The sequence below is a fragment of the Siphonobacter sp. SORGH_AS_0500 genome (assembly GCF_002838835.1).
Lineage (GTDB): Bacteria > Bacteroidota > Bacteroidia > Cytophagales > Spirosomataceae > Siphonobacter.
Genome location: NZ_NHPP01000022.1, coordinates 38473 through 63723, shown reverse-complemented (window position 1 = coordinate 63723; position 25251 = coordinate 38473). Strand labels below are relative to the sequence as shown.

The 25251-nt window shown below is 44.3% G+C and carries 21 protein-coding genes; 4 read left to right on the top strand and 17 right to left on the bottom strand.

Going from position 1 to position 25251, the window contains the following annotated elements; translation table 11 throughout:
- Nucleotides 1-307: 307 nt before the first annotated feature.
- Nucleotides 308-1075: a hypothetical protein gene (locus tag BWI96_RS19495; RefSeq protein ID WP_106638196.1), complete on the top strand. Its 768-nt coding sequence runs from the start codon at nucleotides 308-310 to the stop codon at nucleotides 1073-1075.
- 126 nt (nucleotides 1076-1201) lie between these two features.
- Here BWI96_RS19495 and BWI96_RS19490 read toward each other — a convergent pair whose 3' ends face one another.
- From BWI96_RS19490 to BWI96_RS19460, 8 genes are all read right to left on the bottom strand, one after another.
- Nucleotides 1202-3223 (bottom strand): BCCT family transporter, encoded by a 2022-nt coding sequence (locus BWI96_RS19490; RefSeq protein ID WP_106638195.1) that lies wholly within the window; start codon nucleotides 3221-3223, stop codon nucleotides 1202-1204.
- Between the two features lie 202 nt (nucleotides 3224-3425).
- Nucleotides 3426-3851 carry a response regulator gene (locus tag BWI96_RS19485; protein ID WP_106638194.1) on the bottom strand — a complete coding sequence of 142 codons (426 nt, stop codon included), beginning with the start codon at nucleotides 3849-3851 and terminating at the stop codon, nucleotides 3426-3428.
- 558 nt (nucleotides 3852-4409) lie between these two features.
- Nucleotides 4410-4829 (bottom strand): response regulator, encoded by a 420-nt coding sequence (locus tag BWI96_RS19480; RefSeq protein ID WP_106638193.1) that lies wholly within the window; start codon nucleotides 4827-4829, stop codon nucleotides 4410-4412.
- Between the two features lie 229 nt (nucleotides 4830-5058).
- Nucleotides 5059-5853 (bottom strand): DUF2490 domain-containing protein, encoded by a 795-nt coding sequence (locus tag BWI96_RS19475; protein ID WP_106638192.1) that lies wholly within the window; start codon nucleotides 5851-5853, stop codon nucleotides 5059-5061.
- Between the two features lie 138 nt (nucleotides 5854-5991).
- Nucleotides 5992-6930 carry a glycoside hydrolase family 92 protein gene (locus tag BWI96_RS23010; protein WP_198555317.1) on the bottom strand — a complete coding sequence of 313 codons (939 nt, stop codon included), beginning with the start codon at nucleotides 6928-6930 and terminating at the stop codon, nucleotides 5992-5994.
- Between the two features lie 8 nt (nucleotides 6931-6938).
- On the bottom strand, nucleotides 6939-8384 hold the full coding sequence (locus tag BWI96_RS23005; RefSeq protein WP_198555316.1) for a glycoside hydrolase domain-containing protein: 1446 nt from the start codon (nucleotides 8382-8384) through the stop codon (nucleotides 6939-6941).
- Between the two features lie 646 nt (nucleotides 8385-9030).
- Nucleotides 9031-9780, bottom strand: coding sequence for an OBAP family protein (locus BWI96_RS19465; RefSeq protein ID WP_106638191.1), 750 nt, complete (start codon nucleotides 9778-9780; stop codon nucleotides 9031-9033).
- Nucleotides 9781-9971: 191 nt separating this feature from the next.
- Entirely contained in the window at nucleotides 9972-10601 is a 630-nt protein-coding gene (locus tag BWI96_RS19460; RefSeq protein WP_106638190.1) for a response regulator transcription factor, read from the bottom strand.
- A 606-nt stretch (nucleotides 10602-11207) separates the two neighbouring features.
- Here BWI96_RS19460 and BWI96_RS19455 point away from each other — a divergent pair.
- Both BWI96_RS19455 and BWI96_RS19450 read left to right on the top strand, forming a co-directional pair.
- Complete coding sequence (locus BWI96_RS19455; protein WP_106638189.1) at nucleotides 11208-11969, top strand: glycosyltransferase family 9 protein; 762 nt, start codon at nucleotides 11208-11210, stop codon at nucleotides 11967-11969.
- Nucleotides 11970-12125: 156 nt separating this feature from the next.
- Nucleotides 12126-13259 carry a hypothetical protein gene (locus BWI96_RS19450; protein WP_106638188.1) on the top strand — a complete coding sequence of 378 codons (1134 nt, stop codon included), beginning with the start codon at nucleotides 12126-12128 and terminating at the stop codon, nucleotides 13257-13259.
- A 109-nt stretch (nucleotides 13260-13368) separates the two neighbouring features.
- Here the strand turns inward: BWI96_RS19450 and BWI96_RS19445 are convergent, their stop codons facing one another.
- From BWI96_RS19445 to BWI96_RS19420, 6 genes are all read right to left on the bottom strand, one after another.
- Nucleotides 13369-13974, bottom strand: a complete 606-nt coding sequence (locus tag BWI96_RS19445) for a fasciclin domain-containing protein (RefSeq protein WP_106638187.1) — start codon at nucleotides 13972-13974, stop codon at nucleotides 13369-13371.
- A gap of 23 nt (nucleotides 13975-13997) precedes the next feature.
- Complete coding sequence (locus BWI96_RS19440; protein ID WP_106638186.1) at nucleotides 13998-14735, bottom strand: SDR family oxidoreductase; 738 nt, start codon at nucleotides 14733-14735, stop codon at nucleotides 13998-14000.
- A 13-nt stretch (nucleotides 14736-14748) separates the two neighbouring features.
- Entirely contained in the window at nucleotides 14749-16968 is a 2220-nt protein-coding gene (locus BWI96_RS19435; protein ID WP_106638185.1) for a hypothetical protein, read from the bottom strand.
- A gap of 78 nt (nucleotides 16969-17046) precedes the next feature.
- The gene (locus BWI96_RS19430; protein ID WP_106638184.1) at nucleotides 17047-17343 is read right to left on the bottom strand and encodes a hypothetical protein; all 297 of its coding nucleotides are present in this window, start codon (nucleotides 17341-17343) and stop codon (nucleotides 17047-17049) included.
- A 56-nt stretch (nucleotides 17344-17399) separates the two neighbouring features.
- Nucleotides 17400-18572 (bottom strand): zinc-dependent alcohol dehydrogenase, encoded by a 1173-nt coding sequence (locus tag BWI96_RS19425; RefSeq protein ID WP_106638183.1) that lies wholly within the window; start codon nucleotides 18570-18572, stop codon nucleotides 17400-17402.
- On the bottom strand, nucleotides 18553-19341 hold the full coding sequence (locus tag BWI96_RS19420; protein WP_106638182.1) for an SRPBCC family protein: 789 nt from the start codon (nucleotides 19339-19341) through the stop codon (nucleotides 18553-18555). The genes BWI96_RS19425 and BWI96_RS19420 overlap by 20 nt, the downstream gene beginning before the upstream one ends.
- Nucleotides 19342-19866: 525 nt before the next feature.
- Here BWI96_RS19420 and BWI96_RS19415 point away from each other — a divergent pair.
- Complete coding sequence (locus tag BWI96_RS19415) at nucleotides 19867-20742, top strand: manganese catalase family protein (RefSeq protein WP_106638181.1); 876 nt, start codon at nucleotides 19867-19869, stop codon at nucleotides 20740-20742.
- A 96-nt stretch (nucleotides 20743-20838) separates the two neighbouring features.
- On the opposite strand, the gene BWI96_RS19410 is transcribed toward BWI96_RS19415, so the two are convergent.
- From BWI96_RS19410 to BWI96_RS19400, 3 genes are all read right to left on the bottom strand, one after another.
- Complete coding sequence (locus BWI96_RS19410; protein ID WP_198555315.1) at nucleotides 20839-21831, bottom strand: glycosyltransferase family 9 protein; 993 nt, start codon at nucleotides 21829-21831, stop codon at nucleotides 20839-20841.
- Between the two features lie 89 nt (nucleotides 21832-21920).
- A complete protein-coding gene (locus tag BWI96_RS19405) occupies nucleotides 21921-22973 on the bottom strand; it encodes a zinc-binding dehydrogenase (protein WP_232793817.1) in 1053 nt (350 codons plus the stop codon).
- Nucleotides 22974-23667: 694 nt separating this feature from the next.
- Nucleotides 23668-25230, bottom strand: a complete 1563-nt coding sequence (locus BWI96_RS19400; protein ID WP_106638178.1) for an FAD-dependent oxidoreductase — start codon at nucleotides 25228-25230, stop codon at nucleotides 23668-23670.
- Nucleotides 25231-25251: the final 21 nt, after the last annotated feature.

The window sequence follows — 25251 nt, the reverse complement described above, 5'->3', positions numbered from 1 at the left end:
ATTGTTGCAAAAAGCATTTATCTTTCTTATTGCTGAGTGAAATTGGTGTAAAGCAGGGAGTAGTGGATAAACCGAAATACGATGCTATTGAGGAGAATAAGTTCTTATACTACTAGTTTAAGCCCAACGAATAACTGTTTACATATTAAAAAAGAAAGCATAGAACTCGTTTGGTCCGTTTCCAAAGGTATTCTATTTGCAACAATGTTGCAAATAGAATACCTTTGTTTTAAGATCATTGAGATCGGTAGGAGAGTCCTGCTTTCTAGGTAAGTTAAATAAAAATACTAACATCAAGATCCAATTTATGCTGATCAGAGATAAAGTAATTCAGCATTATCCGAATGCAAAAACGGGCACCGAAGTCACGGAAAAATATTTATCCCTCTTAGAAAAAGAATATCAAACAGATCTGGGGAAGATGCTTTTTGCTACTTCAGTATGCTCTGATGATGTGAATGTATCGACTGACTTCAGGGGAGTTCTAAGCCGCCCCTTTACCATGGGGGGACTCGGGGGTTTACCCTATGCCGGATTTACGGGAATGGTAGCTTTTTCTCATCATATCCCCGATGGTGGCGACGCCTTTGTATTCTACGGCCCTCATATTGGGATCACCGATGAAGGGGAACTGGGAAGAATGAGAAGGATTGGTCAGAAAAGGCTTACCAATAGCTGTGGGGCTTTAATGTTGGCTCTCGAACGCTTTCAGATTACTCAAGAAGCGGATCTGTATACGCCGCAAAATGTATATTACGATACCCAGCAATATCAGCTCGAACAGTCCTTAATGCCCTATAAGCATGACATCATCTATTCAGAAAATCCTAAGAAATCCATTACCGAATTCACTTATAAAGTGATCGATTCTCAGCTCAAAAAGATTATAGCCATGAGTGTAAATGAATTTAGCTGTGAACGCATTTTTTTACTAGGAGGCATAGTTATTAATACTAGTGAAGAGTATAATGACTATGTAGATGTTAGAAATTTTGAAGTAATTTATACAAAAGAATCATTAGATGAGTTTAATCCAATTTCTATTTTGAATTCTAAAGCATTCCGTGATCTGTAGTAATAGGCTAGTTTATATTAACCTGTTCCTTGAACAGGTTAAGCATTTTATACTTAACATAACTATAATTATAAAACTTTTATGTATACTATTAAGATATTCTCTTTATTACTATCCCTAATAACCTTATTCTTCTTTACGTCTTAACGTAGTATCTGTAAATATTTCATTTTTTACTTCTGAAGATAATTCCAGGAAACGTTCATACTGTTTGAGTGCATCCGCGATGATTTCTTTTTCGTTGAAATATTCAATTGTGTATCCCGGGCGATTATCACCAAAGAATGTTTCAGGGATATACGACTGAGTGCCCCGAACGCCGGGAATATTCTTTTCCTGAACTAATGAAGCCGAAATCGTTTTGAGCTGACTGCGAACGCCGTAGGTAAAATCTTCAATTGATTCGTGCTTAATGGTCAGAGCAATTCCTACTGGATTTTCCTGCGGGTGAACCGTTGCCCGAATTCCCTTGCGGTTAAACTCCGAAGCTAATTCGTGTAAGGCGGGCTTCACTACCTGCTCAATGAAGGTTTCCACGTAAGCCTGATTTTTAAAAGAAAGAATGCGTTGCAGGCGATCTTTCCATAATTCTCCAGACCAGTTTCGAGTGGATGGTGAGAACGATTTGGAATAATAATAGTCATCTACCAGTAATCCCTGAATCAGGCTGTAACAAAACAAGAGCATAATCACTGCAAACGGCAGAGCTGTGATTAAGGTCATGGTTTGCAGGGATTGCAGGCCTCCCGCATTCAGTAACACCAAAGCCACCAGGGCCAATAATCCGCCCCAGGCCACCAGTTGCCATTTAGGAGACCGTTCTGCATTGGCAGTAGAAATACTGTTCATCACGAAAATGCCGGAGTCAGCTGAGGTAACGAAAAAGATAAAAATGATAAAGATCGCCAGGCTACTGGTGATCGAACTAGCCGGGAAATAATCTAAAAATCTGAAAAGTAGTTCGTCGGTTCGGGTTACCAGAGCAGTTAAAGCTCCACCGGCTACATTTCGGTCCAGCCAGGTGGCACTGTTCCCAAACACGGTCATCCATAAAAAATTAAAGGCGGTTGGAATCAATAACACGGCAATAATAAACTCACGGACCGTCCGGCCTTTTGATATCTGGGCAATGAACAAGCCTACATACGGTGACCACGAAATCCACCAGGCCCAGTATAGAATAGTCCATCTGAAATACCAGGGCTGCACGGACGGTTCGTACGCATGGGTATTGAAGGTTAGACTTAGAAATTGGTTTAAATAATCCCCTATCCCTTCCGAAAGCGTACCTAACAAAAACACGGTTGGTCCAAAAATCAGGACAAAAAGCATCAATAATACAGCACTTAGTATGTTCAGTTGACTTAAAAACTTTACTCCCTTATTCACTCCTGAGGTGGCAGAAAGAATAGAAATTGCCATAATGATTAGGACAATAGGAACCTGATAAGTAAAGCTTTTGCCGGGCACAATGCCTAGTTCTACCAGCCCTGCGTTAAGCTGAACTACCCCAAAACCCAACGTAGTAGTAATCCCGAAAAACGTACTGCAGAGGGCGAAAGTATCAATGGCATTACCCGCCATTCCATTGATGCGGTTCTTGAGGATTGGGTAAAAGCAACTACGAAGCGAGAGAGGCAACTTGTATCGGTACGTAAAATAGGCGAGCGATAGTCCCACTACTCCGTAGATAGCCCAGGCGTGAATGCCCCAGTGAAAGAATGTATAGAGTTGAGCGTCTTTGGCTCGCTGTATCTCACTATATTCAGCAAACGTTACGTCGGAGAAGTGCGAAAGAGGCTCTGATACGCTAAAATACATGAGTCCAATGCCCATTCCTGCGGCAAAAAGCATGGATATCCAGGAGAGAAATGAATACTCAGGGACTTCGTTTTCATTGCCTAAGGTAACCGAGCCGTACTTACTGAAAACGAGAGCCAGTAGAAAAAAAACGAATAAGGTAACTGACCACACATACACCCAATTCAGGTTAATGAATATCCAATCCTGCACATGCCCCAGAACAGACGCCGTTGCATCAGGAAAAAAACTGGAAACAAAGGTGACAAACAGGATGAATAGTAAGCTGGGAAAAGTAATCCCTTTATGAAAGGTAGTTTGGGCAAAGATCGATGTCAGCCTGCTCATAATCGGTACATAGGTTTAAACACGTAGGCAATGAAAACAACCGTTATCCATACACTTTGTTATGCTTCAACCCTATTAACCTCCCCTACCAGAGCGATCATGCGTAAAGGCATGTACACCTAACACTATCCCGATCAAAGAAGAAGCCCGGCGAATCGTATCCGCCGGGCCTCTCCTTTAATCAATTATCTACCTCAGTAAGTTACATAGGCTTATCAGGCAGGTGCGTTGCCTGTAACCAAAAGCTTTGTACGCTACTCCAGAAGTGTTTTAAGTCTTCGAAACTGCTGGGTTTAACCACGTATCCATTGGCTCCCAGACGATAAGCTCTATCAATGATTACCTGATCATCCGAAGTAGTTAACATCAGAATGGGTAAAGTCTTAAGTTTTTCGTCTTTTCTAATTCGTTCGAGCAAGGCCATACCATTCAGACCTGGCATATTAATATCGAGTAATAACAACGAAGGCCATTTCCCCACCTGCGTTAATAATTCCCAGGCTTCTTCACCGTTCTTGGCAAATTCCAGGGTAAAATTCCGGGGTGATTCATCAAAAGATTCCCTAAGCAAGAAACGATCATCTTCGTCATCTTCTGCGGATACTATTAAAAATGAACTTCTTGGCATAAAGCAATTACTTGATATTTAATGAATTAGAATGCCGGCGTTGGGACCTATATCCTATCCAATGATGAAGTTTGGTTAACGCTTTAACGTATTTAGATGAAATTTTTTTAAGAAACTCAGGGCAATCAGGGTCATTAATGGAATGAATCAACCACAAAACAGATCTTTTCATTTATCTATTTAAGGGCCATCCCCCATTGCTTTGTGAAGCTTTCCACTCCAGCACCTTTTAACAAGGTATAAACCATTGCTGTACTTATGCTCAAAACAAGATTTCTGCTTTTTTATAAAATCAGGTAGGAAGTACAAAGTCTACTTGCGTAATCAGTTTACGAAGCACACGAATGAGCCGGACCGTCTTTACCAATGACTAAGAGATTTCAAGATTCTTCTAGTATTCATAAGTACATACCTCTATATTTCTATAAAAAAGCGTAAAGTCCTTCCCCAGATACCTTAACTGAAGTAATCAAAGGTATAGTAATAATAAGTCATTACCAAAGAGCAAGCCGACAATTAAATTGCCTATTCACTCTCACTTAACAATTAGAATCAGAATTAGTCATTAATACGCGGAACCTGAGCACTGTGGGACCAGAACATGGTTAGTGCGGACCAAAAGCTAAGCATTCCACTGAGGTCTTCGGGCTTGCTTAGATAGGCGTTAACTCCCAGTTTGTAAGCCTTGGTCATTAACTCATCGGTGGTAAACATAGAAAACATCAGCACCGGTACGTGGTTGTAACGGGGCGACTCTTTGAGCTGAGAAAGTAACTCAAGGCCATTAATCCCCGGAAGATCATAATCCAGCAGAATTAATAAAGGGCGGTAAATAGGCTGCTCCAGATACTGCTGGGCCTGCTCAGCTGAAGAACAAAACTCAAACTGAAAAGCGGGACGGCTTCTTTCGAAACCTAGTTTTAATAGTTCCTGATATTCGGGATTATCCTCTACGATCAGTACAGTAGGTTTTGCCATGGCGTAGGTAAATAAAAAAATACTATAAAATGATTAATAGTAAAAAACTGTGCAAAAGTAACAGGAAACTATCTTTCTGAACTCATACGCGTTTTACATTCTTTACTAAAGATCAAATAACGCCGAATACGTAAGCATTAATACTGATGAACGACTTCTGGTTGTAAGTACTGTTCGTAAGATGTCATACCCTCTACAAATTAGATTTAAACCATTACTAAGGTGCTTTTTAATGCTTACGCACGTTTTCCAGGTATACAAACACATGGATGGCATGGTTGAAGCGGTAGGTGCGTAACTGGTCGTTAGGCATACGCTGGATGGCGAACTGGTTTAAGTAGCCAAGTTCAACGCGGAGGTTCTTCCTGATGGATCTGCCGATGGCCAGGTACGTTCGGTTTTGATCAAAGTGAGTAACTGATGGGGAAATCACGACCATAGGTTCCACACTGAGATGGGTATACCATTGTTCTTGAAAGGGATTAATCCAGCGAGCCATGCCCCGTAACCGAACGTTAAAGCGATCGGCTAATACTTCCTGCGATTCGCCATCGGAGAGAAATATGTAGGAAGTAGCCAGGGTATCGGTGTGGGAAGGCCAGCGGAATTCCGCCCGATAACGTTGGATAAATTCCCCCTTTTTTAAAGGTTTGGTGATTTGTAATTGGGGGATTATGCGAATTTCCTGAAAAAAGGTTATGGGCTGATACTGGTTGACTTTTCCCCAGTTCCACCATAACCCAATGGGAGAAAGTGACACTCGAACGGGTTTTGAAAGTTGATAATTAACCCAGGGCCGGAACACCTGCAAGAGGGGGTGTCGGAACACCTGTATATCGCGGCCATTGTCGTCGGCCTGCCGTCGATACTGATGATCCAGTTGAAAACTCCACTTTCCCGAAGTCTTATAAACGTAGTTTAATTCCGTCCAGAATACCGCCCGGTGTCGTACTTCATTTGTATACGATTGTCCATAAGCCTGCCCTCCCAAGCAGCAAAACATCAGGAATAAATAACGAATCATTTTTTATCAGGCTATACCAGTCAAACCCTCCTACCTCACTACATAACCGGGGGTGAAGCATAAAGTTATGTAGTGAGGACTAGATAAGGTTTGAGCTCTATTCCTGAGCCTTTGTCTAAACTTGAATCGTTTTTGCCCTCACTGAACCGAAGGCGGCGGCGTTGCGGTACCCCAATTTTTGTTAGGTTGGCTCCCCATGACAAACACTAAGGTCCCACCCTGCATCAGCTCATCCCGATATAGCCAGCAATTGGTTAACGGTTTACCATTGAAAGTAGCCGATTGTACATATACGTGTTCAGCAGAATTCTGGCGGGCTACCACACGTAACTTTTTCCCATTCCCTAGTCGGATAGTTGCCCGATCAAAAGCGGGGCTTCCCAGCTCAATAATGGGTCTTCGGTCCGTAAACCCTTTGACGTCGAATAAGCCCAGAGAGGCCATTACGTACCACGACCCCAATTGCCCCTGATCCTCGTCCTGTCCGTAGCCATAGCCGTGAATAGGTTCCGTGCCGTAAAACTCGTCGCAGATGGCACGCGTCCATTTTTGAGTGAGCCAGGGTTTCTCTGAAAAGTTAAAAAGCCAGCTACTGTGCAGATTAGGCTGGTTACCATGGTTATACATGGACTTGATTCCCGCGAAGGCATCGATTTCTTTCCCACCTCCAAACGCATTTTTCTGAGCCGTCGTAAAAATGCTGTCGAGTCGGTTATTGAATTCTTCTTTTCCAATGGTTTCAATCAGAGCTTTCGGATTTTGCGGCACAAAAAAGGTGTATTGCACAGCATTGCCTTCCTGAAATCCCCGCCAGGGTTCGTACGGATCAAAAGCCTCAATGAACGTTCCATCGGCCTTTTTCGGTCGAATCAGTTTCAGTTTCGGATCATAAAGCCGTCTCCAGCCATTGGAGAGCTTTATCAATTCCTGATAATCCTGTTCTTTACCCAAAGCTTTAGCCAGTTGGGCGGCGGCAAAAGTACTGAAGCTATATTCCAGGGTATGAGAAGCCGAAAAGTGTGAACCCGCCGAATCGGTTTGGTCTTCGTCAAGGTAAGGTACGTATCCGCGTTTCACAAAGGTCTCTACATCCCGCTTGCCCGCTCCAACGGGTCGGTTTCGTCCCAGCAGTTCATTCGCCTTAATGGCTGATACGCCAACTGGGTATCATAGTCGCGTATACCCGACTGATAAGCTCCGGCAATGGCCAGCCCTACAAAATTAGTCCCGACCCCCGAAACGAAGTTACTGTTGACGATTCCATCACCAAACCAGCCCCGTTCCTTGTAAACTTCTAGCTGGGTATGCACAAAATCGCTGTAACGCTCGGGATACGAAAGAGCCCATAGTTGCGTTAGATTCCAGTAAGCTCCCCAAATGGCATCGGTATTGTAAAAGTTATGACTGAATGTTCCGTTTTTATCGCGGGGTAACTGCCCTACGGTACCATCGTGACGGGGAAAAGAACCGTTCACATCATTGGCAACTCCCCGGCCGAGCAGGGCATGAAACAGACCCGTATAGAATTTTACCTTGTTCGTTTCACTGCCTTCCACAACGATCTTGCCTAATTCAGCCTGCCACGTATTTCTGGCTCTTTGACGAGCGGTTTCGAAAGAAAGCCCCGAAGCTTCCGCCGTGAAATTAGTCTTTGCATTGGCAATGGAGGTGTACGATAATCCTACTTTCACTTCAATAGCTTCTTTTTCAGTGGTGGCGTATTCCAGAAAAAGCCCGGCTCCCTTTCCGGTAGCTCTTTGACTCTTCCGTTGAATGCCCGAGTCCGTGAAGGCTCCCACAGCGGTAGGCTTTTTACTCACTTCTCCCCAGAAATACATCGACACCTGCCCGTTGGGATCGTAGGTTCTTACGTATTTGGGGTAGGTGGTCACCAATCCCTCAAAATGGGTATCATCTATCATTCGAACCTCAGCCTTTCTAACTTCCCCGCTTTCTCCCTGTACATGTCCGACGTCTAAAATGATTCTTGACTGTTCGTGTTTAGGAAACGTATACCGATGAAAACCCACATGAGTAGTTGCCGTCAATTCGGCGGTGATGCGGTAATCTTCCAATAAAACCTTATAGTAACCGGGCTCTGCCACCTGATTTTTTCGATCAAATCTGGATCGATAGCCAGTGTCCGGGCTTTCCAGCTCGCCGGGCTTCACCTTTAATTCACCCGTAGTCGGCATAAAACTCACCCCACCCACCTGCCACTCATGAAAATGCACAAACCCTTCAATGGACTCATGCCGGGTATCGTAACCTACTGCTTCCCAGCCCTGCTTATTGCCATAGTGCCCATTGGTGGAAGGAGCCAGTTTGGCCATCCCATGCGGCAGAGCGGCGGGTGTATAGAAAAACCAACGGCTGTGGGCGGTTCCGATGTTAGCATCTACGTAGGCCAGGATCTTCGGTGCCTTCACGGCACAAGAGGTTAACAAGCCTAACAGGGCAGCAATAACGAATGAGCGGAGGTAACTAACTCGCGTAATCAGCCGAGCCATTGAATAGCATGTATGAGGCATACTTAATTTTTAGGTTTAGAGACGTTTCTAAAGGGAATAGAAGAAGTGCGGTTAAACGAACTCTCTTCATAGCTCATTAGGGATGATTACTAATGACATTTACTTGAAGAAGAAAGGGCATAAACGAACTTCTGCCCCTGTCCGCTCGAACCAAGGGAGAAGACTTCCTTGGAATAGGACGAACTTGACTAGAAGCTAATTAATGCTCACGCAAGAAGTGGTATCCAATGCGAAGTAAGGTTCTTCGCTTTGCCCTGCATGATAAAAGAGTAAAGGTAGTCCTGTGGCTTTGTTACCTTCAGCTTATTTCCATCTCCTGGCCAGACGCGATGAAGTTGCGTCTCTACCATTGAAGGGCCTTATTGTTCCGCAGTCGCTCGGCTCTAGCCGAGTGACAATCTAGTCGGGAAGGCCTCTGGCCGATGGTAGAAAGTGTCTTTTTGTTAAGGAAAGAAGTACCGGTACCAGTTACCAATTCGCCGCCTACCGGCCGGAGCCAAGCGATTGTAGGAGTAATAAGGCCCTTCGCTATGAGAATAACGGCAAGTAGGAACCTGCCGTTATTGCAGAAACGAGATGGGATCTCGCTCCAGGGTAATTCCAACTGCTCGTCCGCGACGCTCAGTGTTACTGCCGTCTTCTAAGACTAGTGATGAGATAATACGCCTTTGTAATCATCAGTAATGGTTAACTGCTTGATCTGATTTTTTTTCCAGGCATCGGCCCCGGGCAAAATGGGCGAAACAGGAATATCCTCTCGGTTTTGTTTCTTTTCGGCAGTTGAAATACCAAAACGTTGATCCCTCTGGGTTAGCAGGCTGTCTTCCAGTTGCCCTTCTTCTGTGAAGCCCATCATTACCATCGGATGCCCCATGGGCAATACCAGATCTTTGTCGGTGTGCCAGGTATGGAAAGTCTTTCCGTAAGTAGTCACGAGTTTCTCCATCAGCTCATGCTCAGCTGCCTGAGGAATGCCCGGTGCTATCAGACTTCCCGACTTAACTTCATAGCGATGACTATGCCAGAGCTTACGCTCTTCCTGAGGCAGAGATTTAAAAATCCGTTCAGAAACGATGTATTCAATACCCATAATTTTAGCATCGGCATCGTTACCATCATAAATAATGCACTGTATTAACTCATCATTTACCTGATGGCAGTAATGATGAGCTTCCATCTGTCCTTTCATATTACCATTGTAAAAATGAAAGCCATTTAGATACATGTTCAGTGCTTTCAACGGTTTTTTATCCTGTAATAAATCCGCTCCTATTTCCAGAGCTTTATCTTTTCCTGTTTTTTCTTTACCAGGAGATTCTACGTTAGAAGATGTATTTTTTCCCCCGCAGGCGAAAACCGTATAAATAATAAATAAACTAGGCAGGATGAATTTCATAAGCTTATGATTTTTTCTAATCAAAGCTGTAAAAAAGCATTCCTTATGTGTCAATATAAATTAAAAATAGTACTATAATTAATTAGCTTAGATAGAACATAATTAGTTCTATCTAAGCTTGCAAACGATGATAATAATTAGATAAATAACTTAATCAATGATTAACATCATTAAAACCTATCGTATTCTTATCAATTCACATAATATAAACCATGTTTAATGGCAAATACAATTAAATCAACCGTTCGATTTACTTTAAACTTTTTCATAATATTCTTATAATGTTCCTGAGCGGTATGAACACTTATTTTTAAGTGATATGCCGTTTCCTTAATCGTGAATCCGTTGCATACCTGGTTCAACACTTGTCGCTCTCGCGGAGTCAGGTGAAATACTATTTTCTCATCTACCAGAATATGATCTACCAGGCTTTTCCGAATATTGGTGCTTAAGTATTGACTATTAAGCATTACACTATCAATAGCCCGTTTGATCTCCACGAGTGATTCATCTTTTGAAACGTAAGCATCGGCTCCCAACCGCAATGCATAACGAATCGTATTCGCATCATTGAGAGCCGAGACAATAATAAACTTACTAGAATCAAATTCTTTCCGGTACTCGACCATGAAGTCCAGACCGGCCTGTTCAGGCATTAACAAATCCAGGATAATGACATCTACTTCACCGCGTCCCGTATCCCCCAAAAAATCAGCCGTTTTCAGGTAATAAGTAATCAGGGCATCCGTATAATAAGTTGATAAAATTATCTTTAATGACTCTCCAATAACGGTGTGGTCATCGATAATTGCTATAGTCATAAAGGGAACGTATATCTAGGAGTGTTAGCAAGAATTAAGTAAAGGTACACATCGCGACTAATTTATTAATATTTATTTAACTTTATTCAGTATTGATTTGACTCCTTAGTTTAATGGGTCCTATTTCATCCCCCAAATTTTGGGGGATGAAATAGGACCCATTACGTTATTTTTATTATAATAATTTAAATCCCATCTTTGTTGCAATTCAATAACATTGTGGGGTTTTTAAATAAATAACTGGCGGTTATACTTATTACACGAACTTCATAATGTTATTGAATTACTTTTAAAAGTAAATAGCGTGTATTTCACGCCATCTATTCTACTCTTGACTTATTAAAATATATTATCCAACTGCTCCGCTATGAACAGCATTACTTCAATTCTAGGGTATACTCCCAAGAAGATAGGGGTATTCAAAACCGCTTCCATGGCTGATCTGCCGAACGACATTCGACTATTCAGATCACTTAAATCCAGTTTTCCTGAAGCAACGTTGGTCTGGATTCTTCGAAAGATTCCAAAGAACTGGTAAAGCGATTTTCAGGGGTAGTGAATGAATACATCAACTGCCCTGATTACGCGAACCATAACCACTCTCATTTGAATTTCAGCTGGTTTACAGAAGCCATGCAACAGCAGCAATGGGATGTAATCATTCAAATTGATTCGAACAAACCTTCTGTAGATAAGTGGCTTGAACTCTGGAATCCAAGACTTTTAGTAAGGTATTCCCTGGAAAGTAATTGTCCGTTTAAGCATACCTTAATACTATCATTAAAACCCGCTCTTGCTAAAGAGTGTGTACAAACGCATCTATTGAATTCACTGGGCATTCCGGCCAGTCCCAATGGATTCCAATTTCCTTCGACTGAATCAGATAAACGGGCCTTTACCCAATTGTACCCTGAACTTTTCCAGCACCCATTCGTATGCATTCATATGGAAAATCCGGCGGTGCAAACCTGGCCTATGTGTTATTATACCATGATTGCCTACTTATTGGCTGACCATGGGTATAGCCTCGTTTTTATTGCTAATGAAGAACAGCAAACCAGTATTCTGGAAATTTGCCAACACATTGAGTCTCCAACGTTCAGCTTTTTACGGGAAAACTTATGCTGGAGCAATCTGGCCTATTTAATCAACCAATCCTCATTAGTCATCGGTGATGATACAGACATGGCTCAGCTCGCCGTTCATCTGGACGTACCCAGCGTCTGGCTGAGCACCCGCGGACACCAGCTTCAGTTTCATGAATCCCGTTCAAAATCAGTGCACATCCTCAAAGAATCTCAACCCATTAAGGAAGTGATTCATGAAATCAGTACACTGCTTCATCTTAACCAGGAGAATTTCTGGTAATCATTACATTTTTTCCAATGGTCTTTTACTCTTAAAACCTTCCAGGTTCAGTGTAGCCACAGGGAACAACTTTTTGACAAAAGTAACAGTGGCTATACTCATGGATTAAATCAATACTTTGGATTCATCGAGGCTATTGATTTTTCTTTTTACACCATGCAACCAGCATTCGAAAAACAGCTTTCGTATATTATTAGCCGTCAGCATGAAATTGTAGACGCCTGGCATGAAACATGCTTGCAAGATTCTCAGTTTAGTCACCTAGTTAATCATTTTAATTTACAGTTCATCATGGGAGAATTAGTGGCTCGTCTTACTCAGCTTCCATCGAAAGCACCTATTACTTCTTCTTTAGTAATGGAAAGTTTAATTCCGCCTGAAAAGAGGAGTATCAATACCTGCCAGTCTTTCATCCGTCAGTTACATCATCTACAGAAAGTCATTACGCGTGAACTAGAATCGTACGCTTCCTCGCTAAACTCGGAGGAATCTCATCAACGCTGGGAATTTCGTCAAACGGTTATGACTTTGATTGAAGAATGGATTGAAGAAACCTTACAGGTTTGTGCGGAAACCATGACTAAAAATTCTTCTAATTTTTTTAATCAATCGACTTTAACGGATGAACAGATTGGCATTTTACGGGCATTCATTCATGATACGCGGGGTAATTTGGGAGCCATTAGTGGAGCATCCGTTTTATTAGGTACCGCAGACATCAGCGAATCTCAACGACAGATTTTCAATGAAGTTTTACAACGGAATGTAAAGGAAATTCAACTTGTGTTAAATGAGCTCTTTGAGTTTTGTAATGTAGGCAAGAAACCTTTACATCTGTCTTCAACCAATGTGGCCCAGGTAATTAAAGAAGTAGTAGCAGAAGTCCAAGTTAATAAACCAACGCTTGCTATTCACACCTACGGTCCCGATTCGTTACTGGCAGTAACTGACGTAGAAAAACTAAGTACCATTTTGCACAGAACTTTACAGTTCATTTTATTACAAATGCCTAAGGGGTCAGTGAGTATTTCTTACGCCTCCGCAATCGAAGAAAATAGCTGGACTTTAAATATTCAGTTTTCAGAATCTGGATTTTCCTTTGATAATAGAGAAAAAACATTAAGTAAGATGGCCCATACTTTTGAGTTCCCTGCTAACCTTTCCTCTCGTCAAAAGCTAAGCTTATACATGGTCAGAATTTTAAGTACATTATTGAATGCCAGGCTGGCTATCGAAGATAAAAAATGGATTTACATTAAGTTTCCCTTGTCTATCATTGGTGGATCTTAAATTAAAACAGAAGGAATTAACTCAATAAAAACTAAATCCTTGAGTTAATCCCTTCTAGTCTATATTAAGCTTTACTATCAAAATAATCTTACCTTTAAAGTAATTCTACTTAGGGCAATAGAACGGCGTTTACTACGTGAATAATACCATTTTTCTGCATTTGATCCGGTAAGTTAATAATGGCCTGCGTTCCTTTTTTATCCGTGAATATAAGCTGATTATTTTTCTCTACTACCATTACTATTTCGTCGGAAATGGTTTTTAATCTGGCTACGCCATTTCCCTTTGCAATGGCCTGACGGAGTTGTTGCGTTGTAAATTTACCGGGAACAATGTGCAGAGACATTACCTTCCTCAGATCGACGGCCTGATTTTCCTCCAGTAATTTTGAAACGTGAGTAGATCCATAAAAAGCAGAATCGGAAGGAGCAAAGACCGTGTAAGGCCCCGGTCCCTGTAGCGTTTGTACCAATCCCACTCCCCGAATGGCCGACATGAACATATAGAACAAATGGGAATTATTGATGTTCTGAACAATGTCTTTCTTCGCATCCATGGGTACCCGTTTCCGTCCCCCTAACTGACCCGTAGTGTCGTACGTAGCCTTCATGGACCGGGGGCCAGGCTTGGCCATTTGATTGGCTCGCTGGTCATGCTGCTGCCCGTAGGCCAGGCCCGCACTAGTAACCAGGATAAATAAGAATATTGTTTTCATGGCTAATCGTGGTTTACCAGCTTTTAAATAAGCTGAAGGTGAGGTCTGATCTGTAGGTTAACGATATCACTTCGTAACGGTTGACTCAGGACAAACCCTACCGCCTGGGCAATGTCATCGGCGTGTAACATCTCTAGTTCCTGCTGTTTCTGCTTTTGCTCTTCCTCGGAAGCGGGCTGCATGGGCGTAGCTACGGCTCCGGGTTCAATCAGACTTACTTTTATACCCAGGGGATTTACTTCTTTCCGAAGGCTTTCCGTAAAACCCTGAATGCCAGCTTTGGTAGCCACGTAAACCGAGCTGCCTTCTTCCCGCACATCTGCACTCATGGAACCTATGTAAACCAGATGTCCGGCCCCTGTTTCCTTCATCCGTTTGATCGCTTCTCTGCTGCAAGCCAGGTAACCCATGAGGTTGGTTTCGATCACATACCGCCAGTTTTCCTCCTCCATGATTCCGCTGGCCGCCAAGGCCGCATTGTTAATCAGCACATCAATCCCCCCTAGCTGGCTGTCCACTTTTTTAAAGACAAGTTCGATGGCCCGAGGCATACTGACGTCTGCTACGCAACCATGGGCCGAATGGCCGCTTTCTTGAATGGTCTGTAAGGTTTCCTTTAGTTCACTTTCATGACGTCCTACAATGAGTACGTTGGCACCCTGTGCGGCTAATAAGACAGCCGTCGCCCGGCCAATGCCCGTAGTCCCGCCGGTAATCAGGATGCGTTTTCCTTCTAGAGAAGTAAGTTCGATGGTGTTCATAATGCATTCGTTTTTAGCTCCAATACGTAAGGGTTACTTCTGTTCCACCGCGTAATTCATATTCCCGAAAGGTGTGGGCGTGATCTTCGTTACAAGGCGTAACTTCGTTCTTGTCCTCACCCACCAGGCATTGGGTATAAGGTAGAATTCCTTTAGGCGATAAAAGGCGAAGTTTGCAAGTACCCAGGTCGCTACCGCCGATCACCAGCGTTACTTTTCCTTCTTTGGATGATTCACTCAGAAAATCGGCCCGGAAAACGGGATATTCCACAAAGATTTGAAAGGGAACTTTCGGGAAAGAGTGGTAAGCGTAGCTAGTTAAGACAAAAGCCATCGCTGCTCCGTACACTTCCTGGCCTACCTGTCCCGATTGTTGCCAGCCGCTCCGCAAATCTTCAATGGGAATACTCAGGTTCCTCATGGTAGTCCCTTCTTTCGGTTGCATACAAATCAGAGCCGGAGGAGTCTGATCAGGGTAAAAAAACTGGCCCCGGTGCAGAAGATATTTGCCGTATTCGGCCAGTAAGTAATTTAACTCGCGAGGAGCTACCTGATGCACTTCCTTGACATAAGCGGTTAACGCCGCCAGCGATTCCGCCTCTTCGTAAGCGGAGATATATTCGGCGTCTCGCAGAGGGGACAGCCCCATAAATATGGAATAGTCTTTCCCGTACCCGAAGTCACATTCCCATAACCACATCTTGGCCAGTATATTCGCTACACAGAGGTAACTCAGTTCGAGATAGGTTCGGTTATTAGTGATCTTCCAGAGCCGGGCCAGGGCAACTCCGCTCATGATGGTATTATTAGACTGATACAGCAGACTGAACTCCAAGTTTAGTAGTCGCTGGGCCGATTTTTCTGCTTCTTCAAGGTAGATTTCTTCTTTCGTAAACTCATAAGCCTGAAGCATTACGTGTATGTATAGACCCGGCACATCATGCTCACCTCCGGCTCCCGGCTCGGTTTCAGCTTTCATCACCGAGAAATCCTTCATGTAATAGAAAACCGGCCATTCATAATTGAAATGGTGAGCGGCTTTTATCAGGTAAGATAACGATTCAAAAAAAATGGAATGAGCGGCTTCATGCCCAAAACTTGCTAATCGCCCCGTGTTTATTAATATATGCAACAGATACCAGGAATCAATGATTTCAGGTTTTTCCTCCTCACTTAGCTCTTCGTCGGGTTTCTTGAATTTTACGCCAGGAAGCCAGCGGGTAAGCACCTTTAGTTCTTTCTTAAAAAACGTAGGTATACTCCGCATCAAATCCTGAGATAGAGCGTAAGAGGTAGTTTGCTTCCATTGTTCGTACTCCAGTAAAGGAATCAGAATGGCCAATTGAACCATACTTTCCGGTGGCTTCTCGTACGAATCTACGTACGCATTGAGGTATACCTGTTGATTGATAATCTGTTTACAAGCCTTCGAACGGTTTAAGCTTATCAGGGTTCGCTGAGCTCGACCCGGCCAGTCTACATAACTGGTTGGGGGTTTAGGTAACTGGTCATAAATAAGAGCTAAGGATTCAATAAACTCCAGCGGTTTTGCCAGTTGTGTAGCTTCCGAAGCCTGATTAATCACCAGAAACGCATCCGAAAGCAGATACGTCTGATCGGCTTTCAAAGGGGTTTGACTAGGAGGTAAGGCAAAGCCTAGTTCCGGCCATTCTCCTCCCACGCAGTTAGTAGGCTCGGTGTGCGATGACTCAAAATAGGGATTTAACGAGGTAAAATTCTGTATGTACAGGGCACTGCCGGCCCCCGGTAGATCAAAATAAAGTAACCCGACAGCCGGTCCTTTCTGAGCAATTTTCACATCGACCTCCGACTGCGGATAAAGGTCTCTGGGTAAGGCACTTAAAAATAATTTCTGACGCGTCTTTAGCTGATTCGTGTAGCGTACAAGTCCTTTTTCGGGATCAATGATGGCAAAGCTTACCTGAAAAAGCCCTAAACTTCCCTGGATCGTAAAGCAGATCCGCTCCGTTGTATATTCGGTGATCTGACAGGATTCAAAACCTTGCGGATCAAAACAGGCCCGAATGGCAAACTGCGGGCCTTCGGGATAAGCATAAATGATCCAGAGTGAATTAGTATCGACCAGATAGGTCCATTTTCCCTTACTATAAGGGAAAGCCAGCACTTGCTGATTTTCACTTTCGAATACGGCTTGTATACCGGCGGCCCACTGGGAGACGCCGGAGGTAGTAGAGACGGTGGTACTAGTCATACGTTTATTAGGTTTAGCAGAAATCTTCTTGTTTATTTCAGAACGACGATGAAATAAACAGCTACTAATCAAAGACTTCTAAGCGTACTTTTGAATTTCTGCCCACAGATCCGGGGCATCGGCTTCGCTAAAGGGCAGGTATTGAACTTCCGTGAAATACGGTGTTCCCTGCCCCGAAGCGAAAACCGCATAATAGGCATTCTGGGTGTCTCGCATTACGCCAGCCCAGGTGTCTTCGGCCAGTGGTAAGGAAGGTTTTTGAAAGTCTTCGGCTGTGGTTAGCAATTCCAGAACCTTTTCAGCGAAATCATCGATTGAACCTACCATCTTTTTATCATCAAAAAAGGTAGATCCTGAGCGTTGGATAGGTTTCATACTAAAGAGCAGATAGGATTAAAGGCTGGACAGGAGATCAATCATGAATCAAAAGCTTAAGGAGTAAAAACGGCCCGCATGCAATGATCGCGTTTTTCGTAAAACAGGTCATAGGCTTTCTGGCCGTCTTCCAGTCCTACCTGATGCGTAATGAGGTACGATGGATCTACTTTACCGTCACGTACGTATTCCAGCAAGCGGGGAATGTATTTCTGAGCGTGCATTTGTCCCATCTTGAAAGTCAGTGCTTTATTCATGGCCGCTCCCATGGGAATTTTATCAACGAAACCACTGTAAACGCCAACAATAGACACCGTTCCGCCTTTGCGGCAAGCCATGATGGCTTCCCTTAAAACAATAGGCCGATCATTCTCCAGCCGCACCCATTGCTTCACGCGGTCATAATAATAGCCGGGTCCTTCGCCAAAGGCTTCCATTCCTACCGCATCTATACATACGTCAGGGCCTCGACCGCCCGTTAACTCTTTCAGAGCTTCCTGAATATTCACTTCCCGATAATTGAGCAAATGCGTAGCTCCGGCGTGAGCCTGGGCAATGCGAAGTCGTTCGGGGTGACCGTCAATAGCAATGATGCGTTCGGCCCCCAATATACGTGCACTCTGTATGGCCATTTGACCTACGCCGCCGCATCCCCATACCGCCACCACCATCCCCGGTTTTATACCGGCCATATCAGCGGCCATGAAGCCCGTAGGAAAGGCATCGGAACAAAAAACAACGGATTCGTCTGAAAGTCCTTCCGGCACTAAAAACGCTCCCTGATCGGCAAAAGGCACACGGATGTACTCGGCATGGCTACCAGCATACCCGCCGAAAGCATGAGAATACCCAAAAATGGCCGCTACCGAATCCCCATACATTTTTTCTAACAGATGAGCATTCGGATTGGTGTTATCGCATAAAGAGTAGGTCTGTTCCTGACAGTGCTGACATTCACCACAGGCAATCACCGAACCGACTACAACCCGATCACCTCTCTTTAGCTTTTTTACTTCAGGACCTACTTCCACAATCTCTCCCATAAATTCGTGGCCTAATACATCCCCCGCCATTACCGTAGGGACATAGCCATTAATGAGGTGCAAGTCCGACCCGCACACGGAAGACATGTGAACGCGGACAATGGCATCATGAGGATTAATAAGTTGAGGATCAGGAATCGTTTCGACTCTTAAGTCCCGAACACCGTTATAACATAGGGCTTTCATAGGCAGTTTGATAGGTGGATGGTGAACCCGTCACGGACTTTCCGGACGGATGAGCTTCGCTAACAGGCAATTCTCCCGTTTCAAAGAATTGTTTAAACCGACGAATATCTTCCTTGACCATTTGCTCAAAAGCAGGGTTAAGCCAGCCCGCCAAAGCGTGCCCTACGTAACCCACGGGTGGTTGGTAGGTAATGTGTACGTGTACTTCCGTGCCCCGATCACCGGGAGCATCGGCAAAGTATACCTCACCCACGTGATCTACACTGGCCTCTGCAACCGATTGCCAGCGAAGCCATTCTCCCTCCGTTTCGCCGGTAATGTCGGCATCCCATTCAATGAACCCTACCCCGCCCGGCAAAGGTGCCTCCCAATGCGAACGATGCGAGTCCAGGACCGTAACCCGACTCAGATGCTGCATAAAACTGGGTAGGTTTTCTAACTGCCGCCAGTAGGCATACACGTCCGCTCGGGGCCGATTGATGGTCAAACTTCGCTTAATGGTCAATGGCTTTGGATTGCTTTCTGCGGTATTTCGTCCCACGGCTTTATTCACGGGACAATACCCGGATAAGCCCCGAAAAAGCAGGTAAGCCCCTGCTCCCAATGCAGCCCAGCGATTCAGAGGTTTGCGAAAGGCATACGTGGTAAGAAGAGCTCCACCGAAAGCGGAAACCATTCGTTCCGTAGAGCCGATGTTTACTTTACCAGATCCTCTAATGATAGGTTCCAGACGCTCTTTTTCAAAAGAATAATCATGAATTAAATTCATAATAGATTCAAATAAAGGTTTCACTTAAAAACATAACAGAGCGTTATATTTTTTAAATTACTGCAAGCCTAATTGAAAAATAAAGAGTACTAAATAATATTTATGTAGCAATAAATTTTTCAAAATAGTTATGCCATTAATAAATAAAACAAACTTTAAAATCTGTGTTATAGGATGGAATAACCACCAGCCACAATTAACAGTTAAATATCTGATAATAAGTAATCTATTTATTAAAATACTCTATACCCAAGAATTTATACAAGAATTATCATCAAAAAACCTATCCATACAATAACCCTTAAAATTAGGGAGTTCAGCAGTAAAAGTATTTACTCAATAAATGATATAACCAGATAAAAACCAGAATACAATATAGAAATAATTACTCTATAGATTTGGGGATATTGGTCTTCATAATTTCCTAAATATAGACACGACATTACCAACCATCGAATGGAATATAGTTTTAATAAAATATGCTGTTCGTATTTTTTATACATACTTATTATAACACTACTTGTTATGTTTTATCACGACAAAAAACTCCAGTATACGGTTCGGGTGGATCGTCCTAATCCAGCTTTTGCTCGTTTGTTACAACAGGCTATTGGCGGCATTGAAGGAGAAATCCGGGTATGTCTGCAATACCTCTTTCAATCCTGGGGCAGCCGGGGTCCGCAAAAGTATAAGGACATGCTTCTGGAAACGGGTACGGAAGAAATGGCCCACATTGAAATGCTGGCAACGGCAGTGGCTCTGAATCTGGAAGGTGCAACGAATGACCTAAAAGATCAGATGGTAGGAGAAAGCCCCATTTTATCGGGTATCATGGGGGGAATGGACCCTCGCCATTACCTGTCTGCGGGGCTGGCGGCGATGGCGGTTGATAGCAACGGGGTTCCTTTTAATGGCTCCTGGGTAGTGGGTAGTGGTAACCTGGCGGCAGACATGTACGCCAACGTAATGGCGGAGTCGACAGGCCGGGTGTTAGCAACCCGACTTTATGAAGCAACGGATGATGCCGGGATGAAAGATATGCTGTCCTTCCTCATTGCCCGTGATACCATGCACCAAAACCAGTGGCTGGCCGTTCTGGAAGATCTTGGCGGTGTGCAGAATGCCTTACCTATTCCCAATTCGTTCCCGATGACCAGTCAGCCAAACGAGTTTGCATATACGTTCATCTCAACGGATATTAATCGTCCTGAGGCTCCCGCTGCCCGTTGGGCATCGGGTCCTTCGATTGACGGAAAGGGCGAGTTTACCTATCAACATGCTCAGCCTATGGGGCAGGAGCCCCAACTGGCTCCGCCCGTACCCGAAGGTTATGCTCAACAGGAGCAGATGGCAGCTGGCCCTGACGGCTTCATTGAAAAAGTAAAAGAAACCTTATTCTAGTTTAACTACCAACGGCGATAGAAGCCGTGCTTGAATAGCTAAGTTACTGCTATTCAAGCACGGCTTCTATCTTTTCCAAGCACGAAAGACAACTGGTTAATTATCCTTTAAAAGATTCATCAACGTACTGATAACCGTATTGAGATTAACGGCAGCCTGCTCTGATAGGACCACATGCTTTTCCGATTGCTCCGGTTTCCAATCATTCGTAATAACCACGCTAGGGACCTGTAAGGCCTTAGCCATTTGAGTGACTGCACAATTATTACTGACCAGTAGGGAAGACTGCTTGATGATCCAGCCCAGACTACCTAAGTCCGTTTGATCGATGATGACTGGAGCGGGTTTCTCTCCATCTTTCACCAGACGCTTGACCTCTTCCAGGGTTCGCTGCCGGCCATGTAAACCCGTTAGAACCGTCGGGTAACCCTCAGAGGCCAGCTTACGGGTAAGCCAGGCGTAATGGGAGGCTGGCCATTGATGCGACGTGTCCCCATCCGGGTGAATGCAGATAAAGGATTTCTGTTGCCATTCCGGCCAGGCTTGCCGAGCCTTCCCTTCATCTTCAGCAAAAAGCGGAAATTCAACCGCATCGTTTTCTACCGGAATACCCAGTGACGCGACGAGTTGTAGCGGAGAACTATTACTGGACGCAGTCAGAGCAAAAGGTATAAAGAACCGATCATCGGCCTCATACATTTCGGCTATTGAGGCCTCAAAATAGCCCGCCGTGAGTTTTGCTCCCGCCAACATAAGCATGTGGTTAACGGTACTTCCATGCTCTTGCAGCGAAAGAAGGACGTCCCATTTCCGCTGTTGCATAGCACAGAAAAAATGAACCACTTCACTTGCCTTTACCTTCCGACCAGATAAACCCGGATGGCCGGGAAAAGGGATAAACTCATCCACATAGGCCGCATATCGCTGAGCTACTTCCTGGTATTCGGGAAAACTGATGAGACCAATCTGAGCTTGCGGAAAAGCCCTGCGGATCGCCCGGAAGGCGGGCACTGCCTGTAACAAATCTTTTAGTTCTTTCGCCAGAAACAAAGCTATTTTTTCAGGCGTATCATTTAATGTTTGAGTCAACTGGTCCATTACAAATACGATCAAACTTGCCCATGCAAGTCGTTAACTGGGTAAAGGAAACCCTGAGAGTGACTTCTCAGGGCAGTGTATTAAATCGTTAGGGCTACAAATACGGCGTGAGTCTTTTGTTTATCCTGTGCCGTTTCAAACGCTTCATTAATGGCATCCAGCGAGAAGCGATGAGTAATGAGCTTTTCAGCATTGAGTTTCCCCTTCGCCAGCAAATCAAGACACATTTGCATCTCCGGGTAAATGCCCCAATAAGCGTAACTGGCACTCGGTATTAACTTGATTTCTGACATCTGGATACGTTGCCATTCGAGTTCAAGCGGCGTAGTGCCCGGATCAAAGCCCCCGACCATCAGTACTTTCCCCCCAATGCGGGTAAAGGTGGTAGCCTGAGCAATAGTCGTAGCAATGGAAGGTCCGCCGGCACACTCAAAAGCGATATCTACGCCACGATTATGGGTAAACTCCATAACTTTTTGATAGGCGTCTTCTTTCTGACTGTTTATGACCAAATCTGCTCCCAGTTCCCGGGCCAGGTCCAATGAAGATTCAACAATATCCGTGACGATGACATCGGCTCCGCAGGCTTTGGCAAGTTGTAATTGCCCTAAGCCAATCGGCCCGGCTCCGATAACGGCCACTGTATCATTGATTTTGATTCCACTGAGCTGAATGGCGTGCATGCAAACCGAGAAAGTATCCAGCAAGGTGGCTTCTTCAAAACTAACGTGGTCAGGCAGTTTGTAGAATTTCTTCGCCGGGCCTACCACGTAAGCAGCAAACGCCCGGGACACCGTCTCCATCCGCACCTCGTACAAATGAGGGCAGAGGTTATACTGCTGAACCTTGCACCAGTCGCAGGTATCATCGCCCAGCACCGTTTCTATAACCACCCGGTCGCCGGGCTTCACGTTTGTCACCTCGCTCCCTACTTCAATCACCTCGCCCGCCAATTCATGACCCATAATTTTATGCACTAGCTCCGGTTCTTCTTTCTTCCAGTGCCGCAGGTCTGTGCCGCAAATGCCCGCCACCCGCACGCGGGCCAGCACCCAGTCGGGCTTGGGAATTTTAGGTCTATCTACATCCGTTACTTCGAAATCTCCCTTTGCTGTTTTAAGAGCAGCTTTCATTTGATGGTCCATAAACGATCATTAGAACTGTGTAAGTAACTACTTCACCCGTCATCACCAGTGAATCAAAATCGGACTTATTGGTCCATTAGCAAGTGCTAGAGAATGCGAACCAGCTTTATACATCTGGCCCACGCCTTTAGTACTGAATTTAGATTTGCTTTCCAATCAGAATAATATAGTGCAGGTGAACTTGGTGGGTAGTACCGAATGAATCTCCGTAGCTACGGGCATAACAAGCACAGCATTAACGAAAATAAATATGCCATTTGAAGGATCTAATAAACTGCTAGGACGGCATAAAACCTACTATCAAATAAACACAAAGCACTAACTATCAGAACATTACGAATAATTAATTCTTCTTTTTTTAATACATTACCAGATTTTGAGGATCGGAATACCCCTTGATTTAGGGGAGCCATTTCTTTGCGTATACCCTGATGAATCCGTCAGCAGTTTTACCAGGATTCAGGCAATGAATTTAAAAGTGAGGAAATAGGTAGCCAATGGGAAGTAGAGATTTGCTTATTCTTTGTTCTATCTAATGTCCGTTCAAAGTCAAAGGTTGAACGCAGGTAAAGTATAACTTACTCTGATCTATATACGTTACTAGCTGTTTTTACTACTCATGCAAAAGAGCAGTGCTGGTGAACACTGCTCTTTGACGTATGGAATCAATCCTATCGTTTACTTAAGGAAGGTTTAGCTTTTCCAAATCTTTTCGGGCGGGGCCTGTTAATACTTCCCCTTGCGGTGAAAACCGGGCTCCGTGGCAGGGGCAGTCCCAGCTTTTCTCGGACGCATTCCAGTTTACAAAGCAATGGGCGTGTGGGCAAACGGGACTCAGGGTATGAATCTCTCCGGTAGGGCTTTTATAAACGGCTACCTTTTTACCGCTGATTTTGGCAATCATTCCCGTGTCGAAGGGCACTTCTTTCAGGGAATCCAACTCTTCAGTAGACAATCGATCCGCAATGAAATGATAGGCTACGTCAACGTTTTCTTTGACTGCTTCAGGCGTTATCGCCAGCGGTTTCACTCGACGGGGATCAAATAAATCGGCGTAAGCATTGTCTTTCCCAGCGATTAAATCACTCAGGATCTTACCTGCAATGGTACCTAGAATCATGCCATTCCCATTGTAACCCGTTGCCGTATAAATGCCCGCTGGACTTCCCGGCATTTTCCCAATGTAAGGTAAGCCGTCTGAGGGAACGAAGTATTGCGAAGACCATTGATAGGCAACTTCTTTAACTTTAAAGTGCTGGCGGGTATAATGCTCTAACGCTTCAAAAGCCGCCTGAGGGTCGTCATGGCCTGTTTTATGATCATTGCCGCCAATTAATAAATACCGTTGCCCCTCAATCACGTGCGACCGAAAATAATGATAGGGCTCCTGCATGTCGTAAATTAAAGCATCGGGATACTTTTCATCTTCTAAAGTTACGGCCAGCACATAACTTCGGTAAGGGGCATTCAGAAAATGTAAGGCATTGATGCCACCGGGGGGAATGTGCGTAGCATAAATAACGGCTTTGGCCTGAATCACCTGATCCCCACTTCGAGCCTTATGAAGATCATTTTCCTGTTTAATTTCCTCAATTCTGGTGTGTTCCAGCACCACGCCTCCCAAAGCTTCAAACACTTTTCGCAGGCCGCCTATGTATTTTAGTGGATGAAACTGAGCTTGGTGCGGAAAGTGAATTACCTTCAACGCAGGTATGTTCAAAGGAGACTGCGAAACGGTATGGGCCTCTACTCCCGCCCGCAAGGCACTTTCATACAGGCTGTCGAGTTCTTTCCACTGAGATTCATCTTCGGCATATACATAGGCATCTTTAGATTCCAGATCACAATCCATGCGATAGGTTGCTGCATTCGTTTTGATTGTAGTAACGGCTTCCTGGATGGCTTTCGCAAATAACTGGGCGGATTCCTTACCAAAATCCTGCTCCACTTCTGCATAGGTAGTATCGGCAAACGTATTAATGTGGGCACTAGTTCCGCCCGTGGTTCCATAACCGATGGTATGCGATTCGGCTATTACTACTGCTTTTCCCAGCTCCTGTAATTGCACCGCCGCCGTTAATCCGGTAATGCCACCCCCCACAATCAGTACGTCAAAAACTTCATTCTGGCTGGAGTACTCCTTTGAGGGAGCCGGTTGAAAACCTGGCTGCCAAATACTCACATTAGCACCATCCCGCGAACTTACTTGTTCGTGGAGTGGCTTTGGTGTGTTCAGCTCGTTCATATTCTTGTTTACTAAAGGGTT